The organism is Allobosea sp. 2RAB26 (assembly GCF_052115465.1).
Lineage (GTDB): Bacteria > Pseudomonadota > Alphaproteobacteria > Rhizobiales > Beijerinckiaceae > Allobosea.
On sequence record NZ_JBFRGS010000024.1, the window covers coordinates 19287 to 42237 of the forward strand.

The following is a 22951-nucleotide window of genomic DNA, read 5'->3' on the forward strand; positions in this document are numbered from 1 at the left end:
GTCAGACCACCCGGCTCAGCTTGACGTAACGGTCGGTGATGATCATCGCGGTGCCGATCAGAACGATCTGGATGACGGAGGCGGCAGCAACCGTCGGATCGATCTTCCATTCGAGATATTGCAGGATCGCGATCGGCAGGGTCGTGCGGCCCGGTCCGACGAGGAACAGGCTCATTTCGAGATTGCCGAAAGAGGTGACGAAGCCGAACAGGCCGGCTGCCACGATACCCGGCCGGATGCTTGGCAAGGTGACGCGCCAGAAGGTCTTCCAGGGACCGGCGCCCAAATTCTGAGCAGCTTCCTCGATGGTGCGGTCGAAGCCGGCAAGGCTTGCCGTGACCAGCCTGACGACCCAGGGCACGACCACGAGCGTATGGGCCGCGATGAGGCCGCCCGCCGAGCCCAGGACCGGCCAGCCGGTCGCGATCTCGGTTTCGATCTGGAAGACATAGAGTGCGGTGCCGAGCACGATGCCCGGCATCACCAGCGGCAGCAGCAACAGGGTATTCACCAGCGGGCCTAGAGGGATGCGGTGGCGGACGAGCGCCAGGCTCGCCGGGACCCCGAGCGCAAGCCCGATCAAGGTCGCCAGCACGCCGACCTGCAGACTGAGAATGAAGCCGTCGACAAAGGCCTTCTGCCCGGGAACGGCCGCAAACCATTTCAGGGAGTAGCCTTCGGGCGGGAAGGACGGAATCTCCTGCCGGAAGAAGGCGAGCCAGATCACGAAGACCAGCGGCAGCAGGATGAAGCCTAACGACAGGCCGGCAGCGCCATTCAGCGCGATTCGGCCGAAGCTTGGGCGCTGGGCGGCGCTCAAGCGGCGAATCCAGCCCGGCCATCGGCCAGCCGCGATGACCACGCCGGGCGTGTTGTGTTGTGGTCGCTCTGCGATTGCCGCCGGCTCGTCACTGCCATGCCCTCCGCCCTTCGATCCGCTCCGACAGCAGGCTGCGGTTCAACTTACAAACAATCAAGCCGGTTTTTGTCGACCCATTGTCGCCGCCCGATTCTCACTGCAGGCGGTTCTTGTGGAAGTTCCCGCCCTTCATGATCGCCGACAGAGCCGCGCCCTGGTTCTGGAAGAGGCCGAGATCCTTCAACGGGTCACCATCGACCAGGATGATGTCGGCAAAGGCGCCTGCACACAGCGTGCCAAGCTTGCCCTCCATCCGCAGCAGATGGGCGCCGACGGTCGTCGCGGAGCGAATGATCTCGATCGGCGAGAGAACCTCGCTGCGCAGCAGGAACTCGCGGGATTGATCGACCTGGAGCTGGCCGAGCAGATCGCTGCCATAGGCGACGGGAACCCCGGCGCGCTTGCAGATCTCGAGCGAACGCAGGCCGCCATCGATGACCAGATCGTTCTTGGCCAGCATATCCCCCGTCATGCCGAACTCGGCGGCACGCTCCTTCATGGCGTAATAGGCGACGAGATTGGCGGTGAGCACCATATTGTTCTCCGCCATCAGTTTGGCGGAGGCCTCGTCGATCAGATTGCCGTGCTCGATGGCACGAACGCCACATTGCGCGGCACGGGTGATCGCTTCAGGCGTGTAGGCATGGGCACAGACATAGCGGCCAAATGCCTTGGCCTCCTCGACGGCCGCCTTCACCTCGTCGACGCTGAACTGCATCGAATCCAGTGGATCATAGGGCGACGCGACTCCGCCCGACATCATGATCTTGATGTGGTCGGCACCGAGCCGCATCTGCTCGCGCGCGGACTTCTTCACTGCGGAAACGCCGTCGGAGACGTTCATCGTATAGGCCATGGCGTTGCAGCAATGGCAGCGGGCGCCGAAATCCGTGCGCCGGCGCGGGTCGCTGTGGCCTCCGGTCGGGCCGATCGCCTGGCCGGCGATGAACAGGCGCGGAGCCGAGATATCGCCCTTTTCGACGGCTTCCTTGATGCCCCAATCGGCGCCGCCGGTGTCGCGCACCGAGGTGAAGCCGCGATCGATCATGCCCTTCATCAGCCGGACAGAGCGGGCCGTCATCAGGGTCAGCGGCATGCTTTCCATGGCGCGGATATAGACTTCCGAGAGGAAGACATGGACATGGCTGTCGATCAGGCCGGGCATCAGGGTACGCCCGCCACAATCGATCACATCAGCCTTGGCCGTCTTGATCGGCTTGTCGGAGACCTCGCGGATCGTATCGCCTTCGACCAGCAATTCGTAGCCGCGGCGCAATTCGCCATGGTCGGGCTCGAGCATGGCGAAATTCTTGAACAGCAGCTGCGCCATCGAGAACGATCTCCCATGAAGAGGCGCCGGTGCGGCACCGTCATTCTCCCTGGCTGATATATTACGAAGTTTCCGCAGCCTTGTCAGCCCATTTTCTCAAGCGAATTCGGGCGCTCTTTGCGGCCGTGGAGCACGGCCCGCGCAAGCTCAGCTGACCGCCGCGCTGTTCTGGGCCAGCGCCCGGCCGCGGATCGGCATCGAGAGATCGTCGGCAAGCGCGCGGTTGATGGCGGGCAGGCCGTCGAGCAGGCTCGGGACGAAGGCCTGAGACGGCGGCATGCGCTTGGGCAGGGCGTGAAGGGCGGCAGCCATGATCGCCGGATCGCGCGTAGCCTGACCATCCTGAAGCGGGTCGTGCAGCATGGTGGCAAGCTTGAGGCTGTCGGCGCGTTCGGCGCGGATGCTCTGCTCCCGCCGTGGCCGGACGCGTGGCACGATCAGCGCCGGCTTGTCGAAGGAGAGGATCTCGCAAAAGGTGTTGTAGCCGCCCATGGCGACCACGCAGTGAGCGCGATTCATCAGGAGTTCGAGGCGCGGCTCGAAACCGAGGCTTTCGAGCTTCGGGATGCGAGCGATCCGCTCGGCGAAATCCTTGCGCTTCTCGCGCGACATGAACGGGCCGAACACGATCAGCGCCGGCAGCTCGATCGTCGGGTCGGATTCGTAGGCCGAAATCACCCAGTCGGTCAGGCCCATGCCGTCCCCGCCGCCGCCGGGGGTGACCAGGATGAAAGGGCCCTTGGTGATCTTCGGGTGACGGGTCGGCGGCATCGGGCTTGGCACGGCGCGCTTGAGATAGCCGGTATAGCGGATCTTGTCGGCGAAGAGATGCTGGTCGGGCAGGCCCTGAAGCGGCTGATAGACGCTTTCCAGCCCATAGACGAAGATATCGTCATAGACCGAACCCAGTGCCTCGAGCGCGCCGCTATGTCGCCACTCCTCGAGGACCTTGCTCGGCTCGTCGAGCACGTCGCGCAGACCGAGCACGATGCGGGCACCGCGCCGGCGCAGGATCTCGAGTGAAGACAAGAGTTCGCCGCGCAAGCCCACGGGCTCCTTGTCGACGATCACGACGTCCGGATCGAAGGACAGCACGGTCTGTCTGATCAGGTCGGCGCGCAGGCGCAGCGTGTCGCCGAGATCGAGATTGAGATGATGCGGGGCGTAGCCCCCGTCATCCTGTTTCTCGACGCCGGGAACGCGGACATAGTCGACGCCGTCGCCGAACTGAAAGCTCGAGATCATCGACGAGCCCGAGACGATGATCACTGATATATGAGAATAGCTGGCGACCAGGGAATTGGCGATCGCGCGGCAGCGGCGGATATGGCCGAGCCCGAAGGTGTCGTGGCTGTAGATCAGCACCCTCGGGGCCTGAGGGCTGCGCGGCGCGCGGTCGGCACCGCCGATGTCGATGACGTTATACGGCATAGACGGCTCGCCCTCCGCGAAACGGCCAAACGACCTCGAGCGAGGGCGAACGCACCTAGAATTGTTCGGATTCGGATATAGCGCCACACGCGCGTCCATCCAAGTCCGGCTTCGCTAGGTGGCGGACGCTCACCCAGCGTCGCAGCTTCACTCTAGGCAGTGTTCGAGCCTGAAAACAACTGTCGAGGGCCGACCAACTCCACGGCGGGGTGATGGACCATTGAGCCGAGCAAGGCATCGAGAACGGCCCAGGCCCCGTCATCATGGTCGCGGTGATGCAGCAACAGGCCAAGTGGGCTGTTGCCTATTCCAGCCTCACGTCTTCGTGTGAGTTCCGTGACGATCTCCTCGGAAATGGCGGGGGCCGGGCGACCGATGCGCCCGCCATGCCAGTCGATGATGTCGATCTGGGTGTTGACGACGGAAAAACCGCGGGGCGCCGCGAAGCCGAAATGGCGGAAGCAGGAGAGCCCGCTGAAGCCGAGCTCCGGCAAGCCTGCCGCGATATCGCTGTCGATCCGGTTCCACGGGGGGACGAAGACCGGCAGCAGGGTCGGGCCAAACAGATCCATAAGCCGGCGTCGCCCAGCCGCGATCTCTGCGCCAATGATGTCCCGAGACCGGTGGCTTCCGAACTCCGACTTCTTCTCGCCCTGGGGAGCGTGATTGCGATGCCATACGCCATGCTGGCAGGGCTGCAGGAGCGGGGCGCTCCGCAAGCGCTCGCAGAGAGCGGGTTGCGCCAGGAAGGGGATGACCGCGAGTAGCACGGGCGCATCGAAATGTTCGGCCAGGGCTGCCAGCCTGTCGAGCTGCGGGCTTGGGGCGATCGCGTCGTCATCGCGAAGCCAGAGCTGCAGGCGCCGGCCCTGCGTGCTCCAGCGGTCGAGTTCGGCGAGAAGCAGAGCCCAGAGCGGGTTGCTCATGGCCCGGTCGATTCCGCGCGCGCGACCCGATGTGCGGCGCGAGCCGCCTGCGCCAATGCGAGACCGTGCGAGATGATCTCGCTCGTCCGGTTGAGCGTCCGTTCCCGCAGGACGAAGTTTCGCGCGGCGCGACCCATATCTTCGCGCCGGTTCGTGTTCTCGACGAGCTCCACCAACGCTGTTGCCAAAGCCGCGAGATCGCCATCCTGCACCAGGATCGCGGTCTCTCCATTCCGGACGGTGGCTGCAACGCCGCCGCTGTCGAAGGCGACGACCGGGAGACCCGCAGCCTGGGCCTCGAGATAGACCAGGCCATAGGCTTCGCCGATGCCGGGCCACACGAATATGTCATGCTCCGCCAGCGCCGCGCCGACGGCAGGGCGATCCAGCGCACCGCGCCATTCGATGCGCTCGCGCGGGAGAGGCGCGAAGGCCGCTTCGACCTGATCGCGCACGGGTCCATCGCCAATGATGGTGAGCGTCCAGGGACGATCGATCAGGCGGGCGAGGCTGGCGGCAAGCGCTTGATAGCTTTCGAGCTTAACGCCTGGGCGCATCATCGCGACGGTGATCAGGCGCGTGGCCGCGGCACCGGATCGGCGGTGGGGAGTGGAGGGCTCCAACGCGACGAAGGGGGGCAGCTCGAGGAATTGCGTGCTGTCCGAGGAGCGGGCCTCGACGCCACCACGATCACGCTCGGTGAAACAAAAATGCAGATCGGCGGCGCGGAAGCCGCGCCTTGCAAGTGCGACATGCCGGGCCCATTCCCCTTCGGAGCGCCGGCCGGAATCGCTTGCCTCGGCGACGACATAGGGAATGTCGAGCCGCTTCGTGATCTCGGGCCCCAGGAGGTCGGGGGCCTTGTAATAGCTGTGATAGGTGAACCAGAGCCCCGGCCGGTTGCCATTGGTCTCCCAGGCGGCCAGCAAGGCATCGCGCCGGCCGGCCGCCTCGGCGAGGCGCTGATCCAGGAGCGCGGGCTCCGCGCTGCGCATATAGGAGCGCGCATCCGCTATCGGGGCGACGGCATGGCCGAGGCGCGTCATCGCCTCGACGAGCTGGTGCGCCATGCGCCGGTCACCGGAAATCCTGCCGTCCTCATACGCATTGAGCGGCGTGTGAAATGCGATCCGCACAGGATGTCAGGTCCGCGAGCAGGAGGTGGCGGCGCGCTCAGCGGTAGGGATCGGCCGCATCGCGCAAGCCGTCGCCAAGGAAGTTGAAGGCCAGGATGATCAGGATCACCGGAACGACCGGATAGAGCAACCAGGGATAGAGCGCCACCACATTGACGTTCTGCGCCTCGTTCAGCATCACGCCCCAACTGGTGATCGGTGGCCTGAGTCCAAGTCCGAGGAAGCTGAGCGCCGTCTCGCCCAGGATCGTTTTCGGCACGGTGATGGTGGCCGAGGCGATGAGATGGCTCATGAAGCCCGGCACGAGGTGCAGGCCGATGATCCGCGCAGGCTTGGCGCCCATCAGCTGGGCGGCAACGACATAGTCTTCCTCGCGCAGCGAGAGCAGTTTCGAGCGGACCGCGCGGGCAAGGCCGGTCCAGTCCATCAGGCCGAGAATCATCGTGATGCCGAAATAGACGAGCAGCGGGCTCCAGGATGGCGGCATGATCGAGGCCAGCGCGAGCCAGAGCGGGATATGCGGCAGGGACTGCACGATTTCGATCACGCGCTGGATGAAGAGATCTATCTTGCCGCCGTAATAGCCGGCGATACCGCCGATGATGACGCCGAGTATGAAGCTGACACCGACCCCGAGCAGGCCGATGCTGAGCGAGATCCGGCCGCCATAGATGATGCGCGAGAGCATGTCGCGCCCGAGCCGATCGGTGCCGAGGAGAAACAGGGTGCCGTCCTTGGGAGGGCAGACGAGGTGAAGGCTGCCCGGTACCAGGCGCCAGAAATCGTAGTCGTCGCCCCGGCAGAAGAAGCGTATCGGCTGCGGCCGGCTGCGGTCGACATCGTATTCGCGCTTCAGGTTCTCCATGTTGAGGCGCTGCGTGTAGGGATAGACGAAGGGGCCGAGGAAGCGACCTTCGTGGAAGAGATGCACCTCCTGCCGCGGGGCGCGGATGAATTCGGTATTGCGGGTGGTGTAATGGTAGGGCGCCAGGAACTCGGCGAATATCACCGTCAGATACATGAGGATGATGAAGACGCCGGAGATCACCGCGAGCCGATGCTTGCGGAATTTCCACCACATCAACTGCCATTGTGACGCGAGATAGACGCGCTCCTGCTCAGGCGTCATGCGTTCGACGGCGTAGGGTTCGAACGGCGCGGTCGAGGCCGTATGCAGCAGCGGCGCGCCGTCTGGCGGGAGAGCGGGCTTCACTTGGTGGCCGCTCCCTGGAGGCGGATGCGCGGATCGAGGATCGCCAGCGCGATGTCCGAGATCAGCACCCCGATCACGGTGAGGAACGAGAGGAACATCAGGAAGGAACCAGCGAGGTACATGTCCTGCGCCTGCAGGGCGCGGATCAGCAGCGGACCGGTCGTCTGAAGCGAGAGCACGATCGCGACGATCTCCGCGCCGGAGACGATCGAGGGCAGAATGTCGCCGATATCGGAAATGAAGAAATTCAGCGACATGCGCAGCGGATATTTGCGCAACGCCTTGCCGGGCGGCAGCCCCTTGGCGCGGGCGGTGACGTAGTACTGCTTCTGGAGTTCGTCGAGCAGGTTGGCGCGCACGGCGCGGATCATGCCGGCGGTGCCGCCGGCGCCGATGATGATGACGGGAATCCAGAGATGCTCCAGCACCGAGCGGAGCTTTGCCCAGCTCATCGGCTGGTTGAGATATTGTGGATCGACGAGCCCCCCGATCGAGGTGCCGAACCAGACATTGGCGAAATACATGAAGACCAGCGCCAGCAGGAAATGCGGCACGGCAAGCCCGATCAGCCCGAGGAATGTGAGGCCGTAGTCACCCCAGCTGTATTGATGGGTGGCGGAATAGATGCCGATCGGGAAGGCGACGACCCAGGTGAAGATGATGGTGACGAAGGAGACGATCATCGTCAGCAGCAATCGATCCCCGACGATCTCGCTTACCGGGCGCTGATATTCGAAGGAATAGCCCATGTCGCCGCGCATGAGCCCGGTGACCCAGTGGAAATAGCGCTCGATCGGCGGCTTGTCGAAGCCATACTCCGTCTTCAGGAACTCGATGCGGCTGAGGTCGGCCTTTTCGCCCTGGGCCTGCATCTCGGCGGCAAGCGTCTCGAAATAGTCGCCCTCGGGCAGGTTGATGACGGTGAAGATCAACGCGCTGGTTACCAGCAGCGTCGGTATCATCAGCAGGATGCGCTTGAGGATGTATTTCAGCAGCATCGGTCAGCTCTTCACCTGAGCATCGTCGAACCAGAAGGTATCGGGCAGGTAGCGACCGAAAAAGGCACCCGGCTCGAAGCTGTAAAGGCCCTTTTCGGGAACATTGCGCAGATTGCGCGAGACCACGACCGGCTGGAGCGTGCCATTGACCACGCCGATGGTGAAGAGCTGCTCGGCATTGATCCTCAGCATCGCGCGCCAGATCGCTCTGCGCTCGTCATGGGTCACGCTTACGCGCCAGGCCTGGTAGAGCCTGACCAGTTCCTGCGCTTCGGCCAGGTCAGGCTCTTCGCCTTCGCGGCCGCCGCTTTCCAGGAACTGGCCCCAACGCGGCCAGTTGAACTGCATCGACGACGTTGGGGCGAGCGCATCGGGTTCCATCTCGGCCGCGACCAGCGCGTTATCCATGCCCGCCCAGGCCGACATCACGGTCTGGCCGGCCAGGATGCGGCGGCGAAAGACGTCGCGCTGGGTCGAGCGGGGATAGATCTTGATCCCGACCTCCTGCAGATCCTGTTTGATCAGGTCGAGGATGTCCGTCTCTTCGGTGCTCTCGCCTGCGGTTTCCACGGTAAATTCGAGGCGCTGGCCATTGGGAAGGAGCCGTATGCCGTCCGGGGCACGTTTGGTCAGCCCGATCTCGTCGAGCAGGCGGTTGGCCAGCGCCCGGTCAGCCTGCATCCACATATTGGCGTTGGCGGCGTCATAAAGTGGGCTCTCGGGCAGCGCCGTATTGCCGCTTTCCTTGGCAAGGCCAAAGAAGATCACCTGGTTGATGTCCTTGCGATTGATCGCGACGGAGAGGGCGCGGCGGTAACGGACATCGCGATTGAGATCGCGCCAGATCGGATCGATGGCATTCAGGTTCGGCATCAGCGCAAACCAGGAGCCTTCGGCCCGCTTCCAGAGCCTGACGTCGAAATTCATCCGCTTCGAGGCGTCCTTCAGGAAGGTGTAGTTGTCGAAACGGAGATAGCGCGCCTGGAGGTCGCTCTCGCCGGCTGCGGTCTTCGCGGGGATCAGCGAATTCGTGCCAATCGTGATTGTCACTTCGTCGGCATAGGGCAACTGCCGCCCGGCCTGGTCGACGCGGTGGAAATAGGGGTTGCGCTGGAAAGCGAACTGCTCGGCGGGGAGCGATGTCAGATTGCGCCAGGGGTCGAGCGTCGGCAGATCGGGGTTCTCGGGCCTGTACATGCGCGAGAACCGCTCGTGCAGCGAGCCCCAGTCCTTGACGCGCGCCGTCTTGACGCGGGCATAGAGCGTGACCTTGTCGGCGTAGCGCTCGTGGAACTGCTTCAGGTAGCCCGAAGGCATGTAGATATAGGTCGGTTGGGCGTCGGCGAGCGAGGGCAGGAAGACCGGGTTCGGCTTGCTCCAGCTGTAGCGGACCTCGGTCTCGCTCAGCACTTCGAAGACCGGCTTCTCGCCGCCCGCGAGCATCGCCTGGGGCGGCCCGCCAGGTGAGAGGCGCCGGTTATTGGCGAAATCCTCCCACCAGTAGCGGAAATCCTCCGTGGTGAAGGGGCTGCCGTCCGACCAGCGATGCCCCTTGCGCAGCTTCAGCGTGAAGACACGGCCGTCCTTGACGTCGACCGCCTCCAGGATGTCCGGCGCGAGTTCGAGGTTGTCGTCATAGACGAGAAGCCGGGTATAGCTGTAGAGCGTCATCATCCTGATGTCGCGCTGGTCGCCCATCAGCATGCGCATCGTGCCACCATGCCGCCCGGGAACACGGTCGGGGCCGGACACTTCGATCACGCGGGGCTCTTCCGGCAGGCGAAGCGCGATCACCGGCATGGTGCCTGCCGCCACCTTCTCGGCCCAGAATGGGCTGTCGATGAAATCCATCGGGTTGGGTTCGCGTGCGAGCACGCCGCGCGGCAGGCCCTGAACGGCGAGAGCGCCGGCTCCGAGCAAGAGAGCGGTACGGCGTGTGGGATGCTGCCGGCGGGATGTCATCAGACCAACTCCCTGTGGTTTGCTTCCGGACGGGCCAGGACGTAGTGGCCTTCGCCCAGGGATAGCGGCTCGAGGCTGACGCCGGGTTCCGGTCTGAAGGCCGGCGCCCAATGGCTGTAATCGGAGGCGCCGCCGGGTGCGACGAGCTTGAAATCGAGCTTGCGGTCGAGATCGGCGAAGGGCACCGAGCGCAGCAGGGCTTTCGTATAGGGGTGAGCTGGCGAGGCAAAGAGGGCGTGGCGCGGCGCGAGTTCGACGATGTGGCCATTGGCCATGACCGCGATCCGGTCCGCCATGTAGTTCACGACGGCGAGATTGTGCGAGATGAACAGGAAGGTGAGGCCGCGCTCGGCCTGCAGGTCCTTGAGCAGGTTGAGGATCTGCGCCTGTACCGAGACATCGAGCGCCGATACCGGTTCGTCGCAAACGATCAGGTCCGGGTCGAGCGCGAGCGCGCGCGCAATGCCGATGCGCTGACGTTGGCCACCGGAGAAGGAATGCGGGTAGCGGCTGAGGAAGCGCGGATCGAGCCCGACGCTCTCCATCAGGCTGCGCACGCGGGCCGTCTGCTCGGCGCCGTCACCGCGCTCGTGAATCACCAGCGGCTCGCGCAGGATGTTCATGACGGTCATGCGCGGCGACAGAGACGAGACCGGGTCCTGGAAGATCATCTGGACTCGCTGACGGAAGCGCCGCAGCTCCTCGCCCTGCAGGGAGAGGACGTCTGTCGGGCCGAAACCGTCATTGAAGGTCACCGCCCCGGCATCGGGCGTGATCGCGCGCATGATGATCTTGCTGACGGTGGTCTTGCCGCAGCCGCTCTCGCCGACAAGACCGAGACATTCGCCGCGTGCGATGTCGAACCCGACATCGTCGACCGCAAGCACCGTAGCCTGGGTGCCCTTGCCGAAGAAACCGCGTGACCCGGTCGTGTAGGTCTTGCGCAGGTGGCGCACGCTCAGCAATGGCGGCGCATTGGCAGGCCGGGAGATGAGCGGGGCGGCACGCGGCGTTGCCACAGGCTGGGCACGTGCCTCGCGCAATGCGACCAGCCGCTCGCCCTCCTGCATGTCGAAATGCGGCGAGGCTTTCAGCAGCGCTTTGAGATAGGGGTGTCGCGGACGTCGGAAGATATCCTCGACAGGACCGCTTTCCATGATCTCGCCGTGATAGATCACCACAACCTCGTCGGCCATGTTGGCAACGACGCCGAGATCATGGGTGATGAGCAGGATCGCCATGCCCATCTCGGCCTGGAGATCTCGCATCAGGTCGAGCACCTGGGCCTGGATGGTGACGTCAAGAGCAGTGGTCGGCTCGTCCGCGATGAGCAGGGCGGGCTGGCAGATCAGGGCCATGGCGAGCATGGCGCGCTGACGCAGACCGCCGGAAAGCTCGAACGGGTAATAGCCGTAGGCGCGCACCGGGTCCTTGAAGCCGACGCGCCGAAGCATCGTCTCGATCTGCCGGCGTGCCGAAGCATCATCGGTCGGGCGATGCAGTTGCAGGGCTTCCTCGATCTGGTTGCCGATGGTGTGCACCGGTGAGAGCGAGGACATCGGCTCCTGGAAGATCATGCCGATACGGCCGCCGCGCAGCGCGCGTATCGCTTCGCCTTCGGCGGTCAGGCCCGCAATGTCGATCACGGTGCTCCGGTCGAGCGGATCGCGAAACAGGATCTCTCCGCCGGTGACGGCGCCCGCGCGAGGCAGGAGCCCCATGATCGCCTGCGAGATCACCGATTTGCCGGATCCGGACTCGCCGACAAGGGCAACTGTCTTCCCCGCGGGGACACGCAGACTGACCCCCTTCACGACATCCCGGGCGAACCCGTGCACCGTGAAGCCGATCCGCAAATCGCTGATCCGCAAGATATCCATGAGCTGCTAGCGCCTGAACCCCGTATTCACTCCCGGGTCACCGGGTCCCCTGGCACTAGACGTGGAAAGTTGCGTCTTGCCAATCTCTGTCTTGCGCGCGCTCATTCCGGCGGACATTGCCCACTCCGGATGACATCCGCGCAACGCGGCCCGCGCCGGAAATCGTCGTAACTTACGCTCCACGAGCCTGTGTTGGCGGCGCGGTAAGGTCCGAACTTGAAATACTGCTTCTTTCCGAGGCCCGGGCCGCGATGGCCGATCGGGCCCTTGATCGTGGCGACGTGTCGGCCGTTCGCCACGATCTCGACATGGCCGTTGCCCTGCGGGCCGGGGCTCGAGCGAAAAACGAAGTCGATCCAGCCCGCGCGAGCAGGCGGCAGTCCGGCGTGATGGGTCACCTGGATTCCTGGCGCGCAGGCATTGAAATAGGCGGGGTAGTCGGCCCGCGTGCTGCCGGTCTCAAGCGCCACCAGAGCGCGGGTCTGCCGCGCGACACGACGGTTCACGGCCAGGGCCTCTCCGGGGAGGCAGCCGTCTGGGCGTTCTGCACCGCCGATCGGAAAGACCTCGATCATGTCGGTCTCTACGGTGACACCAAGCCGCCCCTGAAACAGCCTGAGCGCCAGAAAGGGCGAATAATCTCCCTCTGCTCCGGGCGTGATCTGGCGCTTCCACTGCGCCATGACATAGCGGGCATCGTCCTGCGGCACGGGATCGTCGAGGCGCATGGCGAAGCCGTGCCAGACCGTCTGATCGTAGCTTGCCAGGACCTCGGGCTTCTCCCAGACCTCGGCCCTTTCGCTGCAATTGCGCGCGCCCTTCGCGCAGAGCGGCTTGACCGACAGGGTGAGCGCGCCCCTGCCATCCAGGGCGCCTTTCTCCTGAAATGTCACCTGTCCGGCGCGCTGTTCGGCATTGTCCTTATAATAGAGCCCGCCTTCGAGGGCGAAGCGCCCGGCATCGAACGCATCCCTCAGGAGCAGCGAAGATCCGTCCTGTGCCGCAGCCAATGACGGCGGTGTCAGCGCGAGCAGGGCAATCCCTGACATCCCTGCCAACCGCCGTCCGACACCTCTCAGCCGCATCGTCGTTCCTCCGCGCATTGTGATCGAAACATGCGGCCGGGCGCCAAGCAAGCCGTGGGCATGCCGCATTGCGACATTGCGCAAGGGCCGTGACTGACACACATATGACGCGAAACTCAATAAGCGGTGCACCATCCGGTTCGCCAGACAGGACGTCCCTTGGAGACGAACCTCTTTCGTTACATCTGGCAGAAGAGCCGTGGCGAACAGATCGTCGTCCTGCTGATCATCCTTGCCTCAATTCCATTCAACTGGGCCTCGTTCGTCGTGCCGAAGCGCATCGTCAACGATGCGATCCAGGGCGGAGCCTTCAAGGACGGCCAGACCAGCGCGACGCTGATGGACATCACGCTGCATTGGCCGGACATCTTCGGCGGCGGCAGCGTCCACCTGTTCGACGGCTTCCAGGTCGGCCAGCTCGGGCTGCTCTTCGGGCTGAGCTTCTATTTCCTTGTGCTGGTGCTGATCAACGGCGTCTTCAAATACGTGATCAACGTGCGCAAGGGCATCCTCGGCGAGCGGATGCTGAGGCGCATGCGCTACGACCTGTTCAGCCAGCTCATGCGCTTCCAGCCGGAGGATATCAGGGCGGTCAAGCCGGCCGAAGTGGCAAGCATGATCAAGGACGAGGTCGAGCCGATCGGCGGTTTCGTCGGTGATGCCTTCATCCAGCCGGTCTTCCTGCTTAGCCAGGCGTTGACGGCGCTGGTTTTCATCATGGTGCAAAGCGTCTGGCTGGGCTCGATCGCACTGTTCATCGTGATCGCCCAGGCGATCATCATCCCGATCCTGCGGCGGGAGCAGTTACGGCTTGGCCGCGAAAGGCAGATCGCATCGCGCCTGCTCGCGGGGAGGATCGGCGAGATCGTGGATGCCGGTCCGACCATTCAGGGGCATGGCGTCACCAACTATATGCAGTCGGATATTGCCGGGCGTCTCGGCAACCTTTTCGACATCCGCTACGCGCTCTACAAGCGCAAATTCGCGGTCAAGTTCCTCAACAACCTGCTGGCCCAGATCACGCCATTCTTCTTCTACGCAGTCGGGGGCTATTTTGCCCTGCAGGGCCGGCTCGATATCGGCCAGCTCGTTGCCGTGATCGCGGCCTATCGCGATCTGCCGCCGCCGATCAAGGAACTGATCGACTGGGATCAGCAGCGCAACGACGTCACCATCAAGTACGAACAGGTCGTCGGCCAGTTCAACCCTGACGAGACAATGGTGCTCGACGAGGAGGAGGATTGTTCGAACCTGCCCGACAAGGGCGAGATCAGGCTCGACAGCGTCCAGATGCTCGATAACCGCGGCCAGCCGCTGCTGTCGCCCTTGTCGTTTCAGGTGCCCCGTCCCAGCGTCGTTGCCGTCATCGGGCCGCCGGGGGGAGCGCGCGACGTCTTCGGCCGCATCCTCGGCCGCCAGATCATGTCCTATTCGGGACGGGTCCTGATCGACAGGGCCAGCCTCGCGCGATTTTCGGTCGAGAAGGCAAGCCATCTGATCGGTTATGCCGGCCAGGAGGTCGAGATCATCAACGGCACGCTGCGCGACAACATCCTGCTGCCCCTCAGGCGCCGGCGGCCGAGCCTGAAGCCAAAGGAACCGATCACGCCGCAAGAGCACAGGCGGCTGATCGAAGCGGTCCGCTCCGGCAATACGCCCTTCTCGTTTGCGGCCGACTGGACCGACTATGAAGGGGTGGGGCTCGCCGACGCCGCCGAGCTTGAAGCGCATGTCCAGCGGATTCTGGAGGTCCTTGGCTGCGACGAGGACGTCTACGAGCTCGGACTGGACGGCAAGGTCGTCCTGCCGCTCGACCAGTCGATCATCGACAGGATCACCGAAGCCCGCAAGGTCGTGGCGGCGGAACTGTCCAAGAGCAAGCTTGCCGGACTGGTCGAGACATTCGATCCCAAACGCTACAATGCCAACGCGACCATTGCGGAGAACCTGATCTTCGGGGCGCGCAAGGGGGCGCGTTTCGCCAATGATACCCTGCTGGCGGAGCCCTATGCGCGCGCCCTGATGCAGGCCGAAGCGCTGATCGAGCCGCTCGTCGAAGTGGGTGCGCGCATCGTCTCGACGGTGGTCGAGATCTTCGAGGGACTGCCGGCCGGCCATGCCTTGTTCGAAAGGTATTCCTTTGGCACGAACTTCGACCTCGAGATACTGAAGAGCCTGGCCTCGGTTCTTGCCAAGCACGATATGCGCAGCCCGCTCGATCCGGAAACGGAGCGAAACCTGATGGCGCTCGCGCTCGGCTATATCGAACCGAAGCACCGCCTCAACTTGCTGGACGATGCCCTGCGGCGGCGGATTTTGCGTGCGCGGGCAAGTTTCAAGGCCCATTTGCCGGCGGATGCTGCCAGTTCGGTCGATTTCTATGACCCGGACCGCGTCATGGATGGGGCCAGCATCCGCGACAATCTTCTGTTCGGGCGCATCGGCTTCGGCATCAGCGATGCCGGCCGCAAGGTTGCCGACATCATGCGAACGGCGCTGTCTCGCGCAGGTCTGGACGGCTCGCTCTATCGCGTCGGACTCAACACCGATTGCGGGCTGCGCGGCCGCTATCTGCCGGCCCGGATCCGGCTCGCGATCCCGCTCGCCCAAGCCTTGATCAAGACGCCGCAGATCGCGATTCTCGATCCGAGTGCGCTGCTTGCCACGACAAACAAGGGTGGTGAAATCATCAGCCGCCTGCGCAAGCATTGTGCCGGCATGACACTGTTTCTACTTCTTGGTGATGGTAGTCTCGCCAGGGACATTTCGCCGAGGCTCGTGTTCAACGGATCCTTCGGCGTGATTGAAGACGGCGACAGCGATGGCGAGGACGAAACGGAACATCGGGCCGTTTCATCTCCGTTGCGGGTCGCCGAGGGGGTAGAGGTGCGACAATGACGCTCGAAAGCGATATCGCCTGCCTGCGGAGCATACCGCTCTTTCGCAGCCTGCCGGCGCCACGGCTCAAGCTTGTGGCCTTGATGGGTGAACGCCTGCATTTCGAGCCGGGGACCGTCATCATCCGGGAAGGAGAGAGGCCGCAAGGCGTCTACTTCATCCTGGAGGGAGAGGTGGAGCTCCTCCACATGGAAGGTGAACGCCCCGCCAAGCGCTTCCAGTTCGAGACGGGAAGTATCTTCGGAGACGTGCCGATGCTGAGCGACCAGGCCTATCTCGGCGAAGCTGTCGCCAAGACCGAGGTCTGCGCGCTCCGCCTGCCGAAGGATCTGTTCTTCGAACTGCTCGGCACCGTTCCCGATTTCAGCGTTGCGCTGTCACGTGATCTGGCCTCGCGCCTGTACCGATTGGCCAATTACGTCCTGCATAGCGAGAAGGTCCATTGAGGACACGGGAAAACTCATGAGTCTGCCGCAGACCGGCACGAAGCGTTCGCCTGGATTCGATGCCGGCATGAGCCAGGTTTCGTCCTGGAGCCGGGATATCCGCCTGGTGTCAGGGTTCGTCCTGCTCGTCTTCGCGACGACCCATTTCCTCAACCATGCCGTTGGGATCGCCGGTGTTGCGGCGATGGAGCAGGTGCAGGAATGGCGCTACGCTGTCTGGCATTCCTGGCCGGGAACCGTCGCGCTCTATGGCGCTCTGATCGTTCACCCGCTCTTTGCCCTGGTGCGAGTCGCCCAGCGCCGGACCTTCCGCATGCCGGTGCGCGAAATCCTGCAGATCGCGCTGGGCCTCGCCATCCCCCTGCTGCTCGTCGACCATATCGTCAGCACCCGGATCATCGGGCATTATTTCCATATCGACGAGAGCTACCACGCGGTGCTGCGACGGCTCTGGCCCGGGCACGCCTTGGCGCAGTCGCTGCTCCTGCTCCTGGTCTGGACGCATGGCATGATCGGCCTGCACTTCATCCTGCGCAGCCGGGATAGCTATGCGCGGTGGCGCGATCCCTTTCTTCTGGTCGCGATCCTCATTCCGGTTCTTGCCCTGATCGGCTTCTCCGTCGCCGCGCGCGAGGCCGTGCAAATGGCCCTGCCGCCGGAGGCGCGCAACGACGCCCGTTCGGCGATGTCCAACTGGCATGAGATGTGGGTGAAGAGTGGCTTCTTCGGGCTCGTCGGCGCCTTCGCGATCTTCGTTGCGTTTCGCGAGTTCCGGGTGCGGACGACCCGTGCGATCACGGTGCGCTTCGTCGGCCATGGCGTGCGCAAGGTCGTGCCCGGCCCGACCGTGCTTGAGCTGTTCCGGCGCTTCAATATTCCGCATGCGGCGCTTTGCGGTGGGCGGGCGCGCTGTGCCACCTGCCGCGTGCTGGTCCTCGATGGTGCGGATGGGCTTCCGGCGCCAGGGCCGAACGAGGCGAAGCTGCTGCGTCGGATTTCGGCGCCGCCGCGTGTCCGCCTCGCCTGCCAGATCCGACCGCGCGACGACCTGCAGGTGCAGTTGTTGCTCGCATCCAAACTGGGATCGGCCATACGAGCCGTCGAACTGGATAGTTCCATTGCCCGGCGCGGCCTGACCGTGATGGTGGCCGATCTGCGCGCTTTCTCGGCGCTGTCGGAGCGTCAACTGCCGCATGAGCTGATCGGATTGCTCAATCGCTTCTTCGACGAGATGGCGCAGGCGATCATCGCTCATGGCGGGCGCATCGATGCTCTCTATGGCGATGGCTTCATGGCGGTGTTCGGCCTGGAAGCCAGCCCGGCCAAGGCGGCACTGGCTTCGATCGCGGCCGCTGGCGACATCGTGCGGGCGGTCGACGCCCTGAATCGTGAGTTCAGCGCGGCCCTGCCGCTGCCGCTGCGGATCGGCATCGGCATCCATACCGGCCAGGCTGTCGTCGGCGCGGTCGAGAATGACAGCCTCGGCCGGCATGAGATCACGGTCGGCGAGACGGTGGCGATCGCGAGCCAGTTCGAGGCCGCGACACGGCGTGTTCTCGCCGATATCGTGGTTTCGGAGACGACTGTTGCAGTGACCGGCCGGAGCTTTGCCGAAGCCGTTCCGCTGAAGGTGATGATCAAGGGCCGGGATGCGCCGATGGCGGCCTATGGCTTCGCCAGGACGCCACGCATCGACGCTGCGGATGAGGCTGACGCGGTGGACGCCAGCGCAGTGGCGACGCAAGGCGCGACGCAGGATGCTGGCAATGGCGAGCAGCGGGCTCCCACCGCGACGCCCACCCCCGCGAATCCGGCTGGACGGCGCTCCAAGACGCAGGCTGACCAGAAGCCCGAAAATCAGGACGTCTGAGGCTCAGGGCGGGCCATAGACCAGGAAGCGGCGGCGGTCGTATCCGGCGCTGCGCAATGCCGGATCGTCGATCGTCATGGCGAGATCGATAAGCGGCGGAGCCGGCCGCGTCGCCGTGATCGCGCCGATCTGGCCGCAGGCGCGTTCCAGATCGAGCGCGTAGTCGATCACAAGGGTCTCGGCTGCTTCCGCAAGGGCGAGCAGTTCGGGCGGGGTCGCCGCGGTTCCCCCGAAGGGCTTGAGCGACAGGCCGAGCAGCACCAATGCATAGGGCTTCGGCGGGGCAAGCGCGATGGCCTGAAGCTTGGCGGCCCGATGCAGGACCGTGCAGGGCTTTCCGTTCAGTATATCTGCTTTGAAAGCCGGTATTTTCGGGTCGATCACCGTCACCGATTGCGGGGAATGGGTGAGAAAGCCGGTGATCGGCAGCCCGGCGCCCCCGATCTCCACGATATGCGGGCAGTGCCGCACCGCGTGCGCGGCGAGCACCTGTCTCAAGCAGGCGCCGGGGCCGGCGAGATGGGGCAACAAGGTTCCCGAAGGGGCCATTGCGCCGTCATTCTCGTGACTGGCCTTTATATCCGGGCTTGCATATGGTCCGGCCGAATTCATCCCATCCCTTCGCGATATGGCATGACCACGGACACGCCTTCGGACGCCTTCTACGACATTCTGCGCGGTGTCGCAGCCCTGACCGGAAACAGGGTCGTGGCCGATCTCGCGCGGCTGATCGGCCAGGGGATGCCGCCGGAACTCTGGATCGCCTTCAACCACAAGCAGATCGCGTCCAAGCGCTGGCTGGTCGATGCGCTGGCCGAGACTTTGCCGCGACCGGAGGGGCCGGTCTGGGTGCTCGGGGCGTGGTATGGCGTGCTCGGCGCTTTGTTGCTGGATGATCCGCGGCTCGACCTCGGCAGGGTGGTCAGCCTCGACCGCGATCCCGCGTGTGCGGAGATCGCCGAACGCCTGAATCGCCGCCATGTTGCGGAAGAGCGCTTCGGCGCTGTCACTGCCGATATGATGCAGCTTGATTTCACGAGGGAGCCGGAGCGGCCCGGCCTAGTGATCAACACGAGCTGCGAGCATCTTGCCGATGTGCCCGGCTGGGTCGCATCGCTGCCGCCCGGTCTGCCGGTGCTGTTGCAGTCGAACGATTATTATCGCGAGCCGGACCACAAAAGCTGCGTCGCCAGTCTTGAAGCGTTCAAGGAGCAGGTCGGACTGTCCGAGATCCATTTCTCCGGCGCGCTGCCGGGCAGGAACTATACGCGCTTCATGCTGATCGGCCGGCGATGAACGAGGCGAAGGAGCCGCGGATCGCGATTGCGATGAAGGGCTATCCGCGCCTGTCGGAGACGTTCATCGCGCAGGAATTGCTGGGCCTGCAGCAGCGCGCACTGCCCTTTTCGATCTGGTCGCTGCGTCAGCCGACGGATGGCGCACGCCACCTCATGCACAAGCAGATCACGGCAACCGTGACATACCTGCCGGAGTATCTGCACGAGGAGCCGGGGCGTGTGCTGCGCGGCATCGGGCGGGCTCTGTTCCGGCCAGGATTCCTTCGGCTCCTGCCGGTTTTCCTGCGCGATCTTGCCCGTGATCCGACGCGCAACAGGGTGCGCCGCTTCGGCCAGGCCTGCGTGATGGCGCGGGAACTTCCGGGGAGTATCGACCATCTGCACGTTCACTATCTGCACACGCCGGCCTCGGTGATCCGTTACGCGGCGCTGCTGCGTGGCTTGAGCTGGTCCTTTTCGGCCCATGCCAAGGATATCTGGACGACCCCGGACTGGGAGAAGCGCGAAAAGATCGCCGACGCGGCATGGGGCGTCACCTGCACTCGTGATGGACATGCGGAGCTGACGCGGCTTGCGGATCGCACCGACAAGGTCGCTCTGCTCTATCATGGGCTCGACCTGGCGCGGTTTCCCGCGCCTCCGGTCGCGCGGATCATGCGCGATGGTCGCGACCCTGCCGATCCGGTTCGTTTCATCACCATTGGTCGGGCGGTGGAGAAGAAGGGCTTCGACGATCTGCTCGCAGCTCTGGCGGCGCTGCCGGCTGAGCTTCACTGGCGGCTGACCCATATCGGCGGCGGCGAGAAGCTCTCTGCGCTGAAGGCGTTGTCCGCGGATCTCGGACTGGCGGAGCGGGTCACCTGGTCGGGGCCGAAGGCGCAGCAGGACGTGATTGCGGCCCTGCGCGATGCGGATCTCTTCGTATTGCCCTCGAAGCAGGCGGGCGATGGCGATCGCGATGGCCTGCCCAATGTCGTGATGGAGGCCGCAAGCCAAGCCCTGCCGATCGTTGCGACCGATTTCGCGGGCATTCCCGAATTCGTACGCGAAGGCGTCGAAGGTGTGCTCGTGGCGCCGGGCGATCGGGAGGCCCTGGCGCGGCAATTGGCCGATCTGGCGTCGTCCCCGACACGGCGCGTCGCCCTTGGGGAGGCCGCCTTCCAGAGATTGGCGCAGGCGTTTTCGGCAGCGGCGGGACTCGACCGGGTCCAGGCGATGCTGTTGGACGCGGCGAACCGGCGGCGATCATGACGCCCCGCGTCCTGATCGCCGTCACGCACCTCCTCGGCAGCGGCCATCTTGTCAGGGCCGCTCATCTTGCGCGCGCCCTTGGGGCCGCCGGATTCGAAACCGTGCTGGTCAGTGGCGGGGCCGCGCCGCGATCCGTCCCGGACGGTTCGTTCACCTTTGCCCAGTTGCCGCCGGTCAAGGTCGAGGGTGTTGACTTCCGGAACCTGCTCGACCCGGAGGGGAGACCGGTTTCGCAGGACTATCGCGCCTTGCGCCGGAAGATGCTCTGCGATCTCACGGCGCAGCACCGGCCCGATGTCGTCATCACCGAGCATTTTCCGTTCGGACGCCGACAATTGGGCGATGAGTTTCTGGGCCTCATCAGCGTGGCGGCGGCGGCCAATCCACGGGCACTGGTCCTGTCCTCGGTGCGCGATGTCCTGGTGACGCCGCGCGCCGATCGCATCCGTGAGGCCGAAGCGCGCATCGCGGCACATTTCGACGCGGTCCTCGTCCATGGCGACAGAGCCTTCCTGCCGCTGGAGCGGTCCTGGCCGGTTGCGCCAGAGCTGGCGCGAAAGCTGCGCTATACCGGTTACCTGACTGGCCCCGAGGAGTGCGCCGCTCCCTTGGAGCCTGGCGAGATCGTGGTGTCCGGAGGCGGTTCGGCTGCTGGCTTGCCGCTGTTCGAGCTTGCCATCGCGACCGCGACCCTGATGGGCAATCGCAGGCGTTGGCGTATCCTTGGCGGTCAGGGCATCGGCGCAGAGGAATTCGCCGACCTGGAGGGCAAGGCGCCGGCGCATGTCTGCGTCGAACGTGCGAGACCGGATTTCCCCGGACTGCTTGCAGGCTGTGCGCTTTCGATCAGCCAGGCCGGCTACAACACGGTGCTCGACCTGGTCCGCGCCGGGCGGCCGGCGATCGTGGTGCCCTTCGATGCCGGAAACGAGACCGAGCAGGCGATCCGCGCCGAGGCGATGGAGCATGCAGGCCTCGCACGTTGTCTGCGCCTGACCGGACCTGATTCGCTGACACCGAGCAGGTTGGAGAAAGCGGTGACGGAGATGCTGGGGGCAGATGCGCCCCCACCGCTCACGATCGACAGGGCAGGGGCCGAAACCTCCGTCGCGATCATTGCGAAGCTGCTGGCCGAACGCGCCTGAACGCTCGGCATGTCTTTTGCGACATGCCTCCTGCGTATTGCCGTTGCGGCGGTTTGCGAATTGCCGCTCCGACGCTTTCGCACTAATTAGGTTTCGTACGCCTCCCCTTTCGGTCGGCAGTGGGACAACCGGTGGTTCGCCCGGCACTGTTCTGCGCCCGGAGACAAGACAATGACGACGACGATTGCCCAGGGCCTTCCCGATATGAAGCTGTCGGTGCGCCAGACTTTTGGGATCGACTCCGATCTCGAAGTGCCGGCCTACTCGCAGGCCGACGCCCATGTGCCCGATCTCGACGTCGACTACCGATTTGACCGTGACACCACGATCGCGATTCTCGCGGGCTTCGCGCATAATCGACGCGTCATGATCTCGGGCTATCACGGCACAGGCAAATCGACCCATATCGAACAGGTCGCGGCCCGCCTGAACTGGCCTTGCGTGCGCGTCAACCTCGACAGCCACGTCTCGCGCCTCGATCTCGTCGGCAAGGACGCGATCGTGCTGAAGGAAGGCAAGCAGATCACCGAGTTCCAGGACGGCATCCTGCCCTGGGCGCTGCAGAACAACATCGCGCTCGTCTTCGACGAGTACGACGCCGGTCGCCCGGACGTGATGTTCGTGATCCAGCGCGTGCTCGAGCAGTCCGGCAAGCTGACGCTGCTCGATCAGAAGCGCGTCATCCGCCCTCACCCTGCCTTCCGCATGTTCGCCACGGCGAACACGGTCGGCCTCGGCGACACGTCGGGCCTCTATCACGGCACCCAGCAGATCAACCAGGGCCAGATGGACCGCTGGTCGATCGTGACGACGCTGAACTACCTGCCGCACGACAACGAAGTCGCGATCGTGCTCGCCAAGTCGAAGCATTATCAGGCCTCGCCCGAGGGCAAGGACATCGTCAACAAGATGGTCCGCGTCGCCGACCTGACACGCAACGCCTTCATGAACGGCGATCTCTCGACCGTCATGAGCCCGCGCACGGTCATCACCTGGGCCGAGAATGCCGCGATCTTCGGCGATATCGGCTTCGCTTTCCGGGTGACGTTCCTGAACAAGTGCGACGAGATGGAGCGCACGCTCGTGGCGGAGTTCTTCCAGCGCTCCTTCGGCAAGGAATTGCCGGAGAGCGCGGTCAACGTCGTTCTGAGCTGAGGGGAAAC

At 64.5% G+C, this 22951-nt stretch carries 18 protein-coding genes; 7 read left to right on the forward strand and 11 right to left on the reverse strand.

The window, feature by feature from the left end; all coding sequences use genetic code 11:
* Position 1 precedes the first annotated feature (1 nt).
* The 10 genes from AB4118_RS30005 to AB4118_RS30050 all read right to left on the reverse strand — a co-directional run bounded on the left by AB4118_RS30005 (position 2) and on the right by AB4118_RS30050 (position 12844).
* Positions 2–820 (reverse strand): ABC transporter permease, encoded by an 819-nt coding sequence (locus AB4118_RS30005; protein WP_244523418.1) that lies wholly within the window; start codon positions 818–820, stop codon positions 2–4.
* A gap of 193 nt (positions 821–1013) precedes the next feature.
* Positions 1014–2249 carry a metal-dependent hydrolase family protein gene (locus tag AB4118_RS30010; protein ID WP_441493194.1) on the reverse strand — a complete coding sequence of 412 codons (1236 nt, stop codon included), beginning with the start codon at positions 2247–2249 and terminating at the stop codon, positions 1014–1016.
* Positions 2250–2396: 147 nt separating this feature from the next.
* Positions 2397–3680, reverse strand: coding sequence for a glycosyltransferase family protein (locus AB4118_RS30015; RefSeq protein WP_441493195.1), 1284 nt, complete (start codon positions 3678–3680; stop codon positions 2397–2399).
* Between the two features lie 152 nt (positions 3681–3832).
* On the reverse strand, positions 3833–4606 hold the full coding sequence (locus AB4118_RS30020; RefSeq protein WP_441493196.1) for a polysaccharide deacetylase family protein: 774 nt from the start codon (positions 4604–4606) through the stop codon (positions 3833–3835).
* On the reverse strand, positions 4603–5676 hold the full coding sequence (locus AB4118_RS30025; RefSeq protein WP_441493197.1) for a glycosyltransferase family 4 protein: 1074 nt from the start codon (positions 5674–5676) through the stop codon (positions 4603–4605). Before AB4118_RS30025 ends, AB4118_RS30020 begins: the two co-directional genes overlap by 4 nt.
* A gap of 103 nt (positions 5677–5779) precedes the next feature.
* Positions 5780–6955, reverse strand: a complete 1176-nt coding sequence (locus tag AB4118_RS30030) for an ABC transporter permease (RefSeq protein WP_441493198.1) — start codon at positions 6953–6955, stop codon at positions 5780–5782.
* Positions 6952–7950: an ABC transporter permease gene (locus AB4118_RS30035; RefSeq protein ID WP_441493232.1), complete on the reverse strand. Its 999-nt coding sequence runs from the start codon at positions 7948–7950 to the stop codon at positions 6952–6954. Before AB4118_RS30035 ends, AB4118_RS30030 begins: the two co-directional genes overlap by 4 nt.
* Before the next feature lie 6 nt (positions 7951–7956).
* Positions 7957–9915, reverse strand: a complete 1959-nt coding sequence (locus tag AB4118_RS30040) for an ABC transporter substrate-binding protein (RefSeq protein WP_441493199.1) — start codon at positions 9913–9915, stop codon at positions 7957–7959.
* Entirely contained in the window at positions 9915–11795 is a 1881-nt protein-coding gene (locus tag AB4118_RS30045; protein WP_441493200.1) for an ABC transporter ATP-binding protein, read from the reverse strand. The genes AB4118_RS30040 and AB4118_RS30045 overlap by 1 nt, the downstream gene beginning before the upstream one ends.
* Positions 11796–11896: 101 nt before the next feature.
* Positions 11897–12844 (reverse strand): polysaccharide lyase family 20 protein, encoded by a 948-nt coding sequence (locus AB4118_RS30050; protein WP_441493201.1) that lies wholly within the window; start codon positions 12842–12844, stop codon positions 11897–11899.
* Positions 12845–13039: 195 nt separating this feature from the next.
* Between AB4118_RS30050 and AB4118_RS30055 the strand changes: the two genes are divergently transcribed.
* Genes AB4118_RS30055 through AB4118_RS30065 form a run of 3 tightly spaced genes read left to right on the forward strand, consistent with a single transcriptional unit; the run spans position 13040 to position 18094 of the window.
* A complete protein-coding gene (locus AB4118_RS30055; protein ID WP_441493202.1) occupies positions 13040–15778 on the forward strand; it encodes an ABC transporter transmembrane domain-containing protein in 2739 nt (912 codons plus the stop codon).
* Positions 15775–16224 carry a cyclic nucleotide-binding domain-containing protein gene (locus AB4118_RS30060; protein WP_441493203.1) on the forward strand — a complete coding sequence of 150 codons (450 nt, stop codon included), beginning with the start codon at positions 15775–15777 and terminating at the stop codon, positions 16222–16224. The genes AB4118_RS30055 and AB4118_RS30060 overlap by 4 nt, the downstream gene beginning before the upstream one ends.
* Before the next feature lie 16 nt (positions 16225–16240).
* Positions 16241–18094 carry an adenylate/guanylate cyclase domain-containing protein gene (locus AB4118_RS30065; RefSeq protein ID WP_441493204.1) on the forward strand — a complete coding sequence of 618 codons (1854 nt, stop codon included), beginning with the start codon at positions 16241–16243 and terminating at the stop codon, positions 18092–18094.
* Between the two features lie 3 nt (positions 18095–18097).
* On the opposite strand, the gene AB4118_RS30070 is transcribed toward AB4118_RS30065, so the two are convergent.
* Positions 18098–18706, reverse strand: coding sequence for a hypothetical protein (locus AB4118_RS30070; protein WP_441493205.1), 609 nt, complete (start codon positions 18704–18706; stop codon positions 18098–18100).
* Positions 18707–18727: 21 nt separating this feature from the next.
* Here AB4118_RS30070 and AB4118_RS30075 point away from each other — a divergent pair, with 21 nt between their 5' ends.
* The 4 genes from AB4118_RS30075 to cobS all read left to right on the forward strand — a co-directional run bounded on the left by AB4118_RS30075 (position 18728) and on the right by cobS (position 22943).
* Positions 18728–19390: a class I SAM-dependent methyltransferase gene (locus tag AB4118_RS30075; RefSeq protein ID WP_441493206.1), complete on the forward strand. Its 663-nt coding sequence runs from the start codon at positions 18728–18730 to the stop codon at positions 19388–19390.
* Positions 19387–20643: a glycosyltransferase gene (locus AB4118_RS30080; RefSeq protein ID WP_441493207.1), complete on the forward strand. Its 1257-nt coding sequence runs from the start codon at positions 19387–19389 to the stop codon at positions 20641–20643. The genes AB4118_RS30075 and AB4118_RS30080 overlap by 4 nt, the downstream gene beginning before the upstream one ends.
* Positions 20640–21788, forward strand: a complete 1149-nt coding sequence (locus AB4118_RS30085; RefSeq protein ID WP_441493208.1) for a glycosyltransferase family protein — start codon at positions 20640–20642, stop codon at positions 21786–21788. The genes AB4118_RS30080 and AB4118_RS30085 overlap by 4 nt, the downstream gene beginning before the upstream one ends.
* Before the next feature lie 171 nt (positions 21789–21959).
* Positions 21960–22943, forward strand: coding sequence for a cobaltochelatase subunit CobS (gene cobS, locus AB4118_RS30090; protein WP_069878864.1), 984 nt, complete (start codon positions 21960–21962; stop codon positions 22941–22943).
* Positions 22944–22951 lie beyond the last annotated feature (8 nt).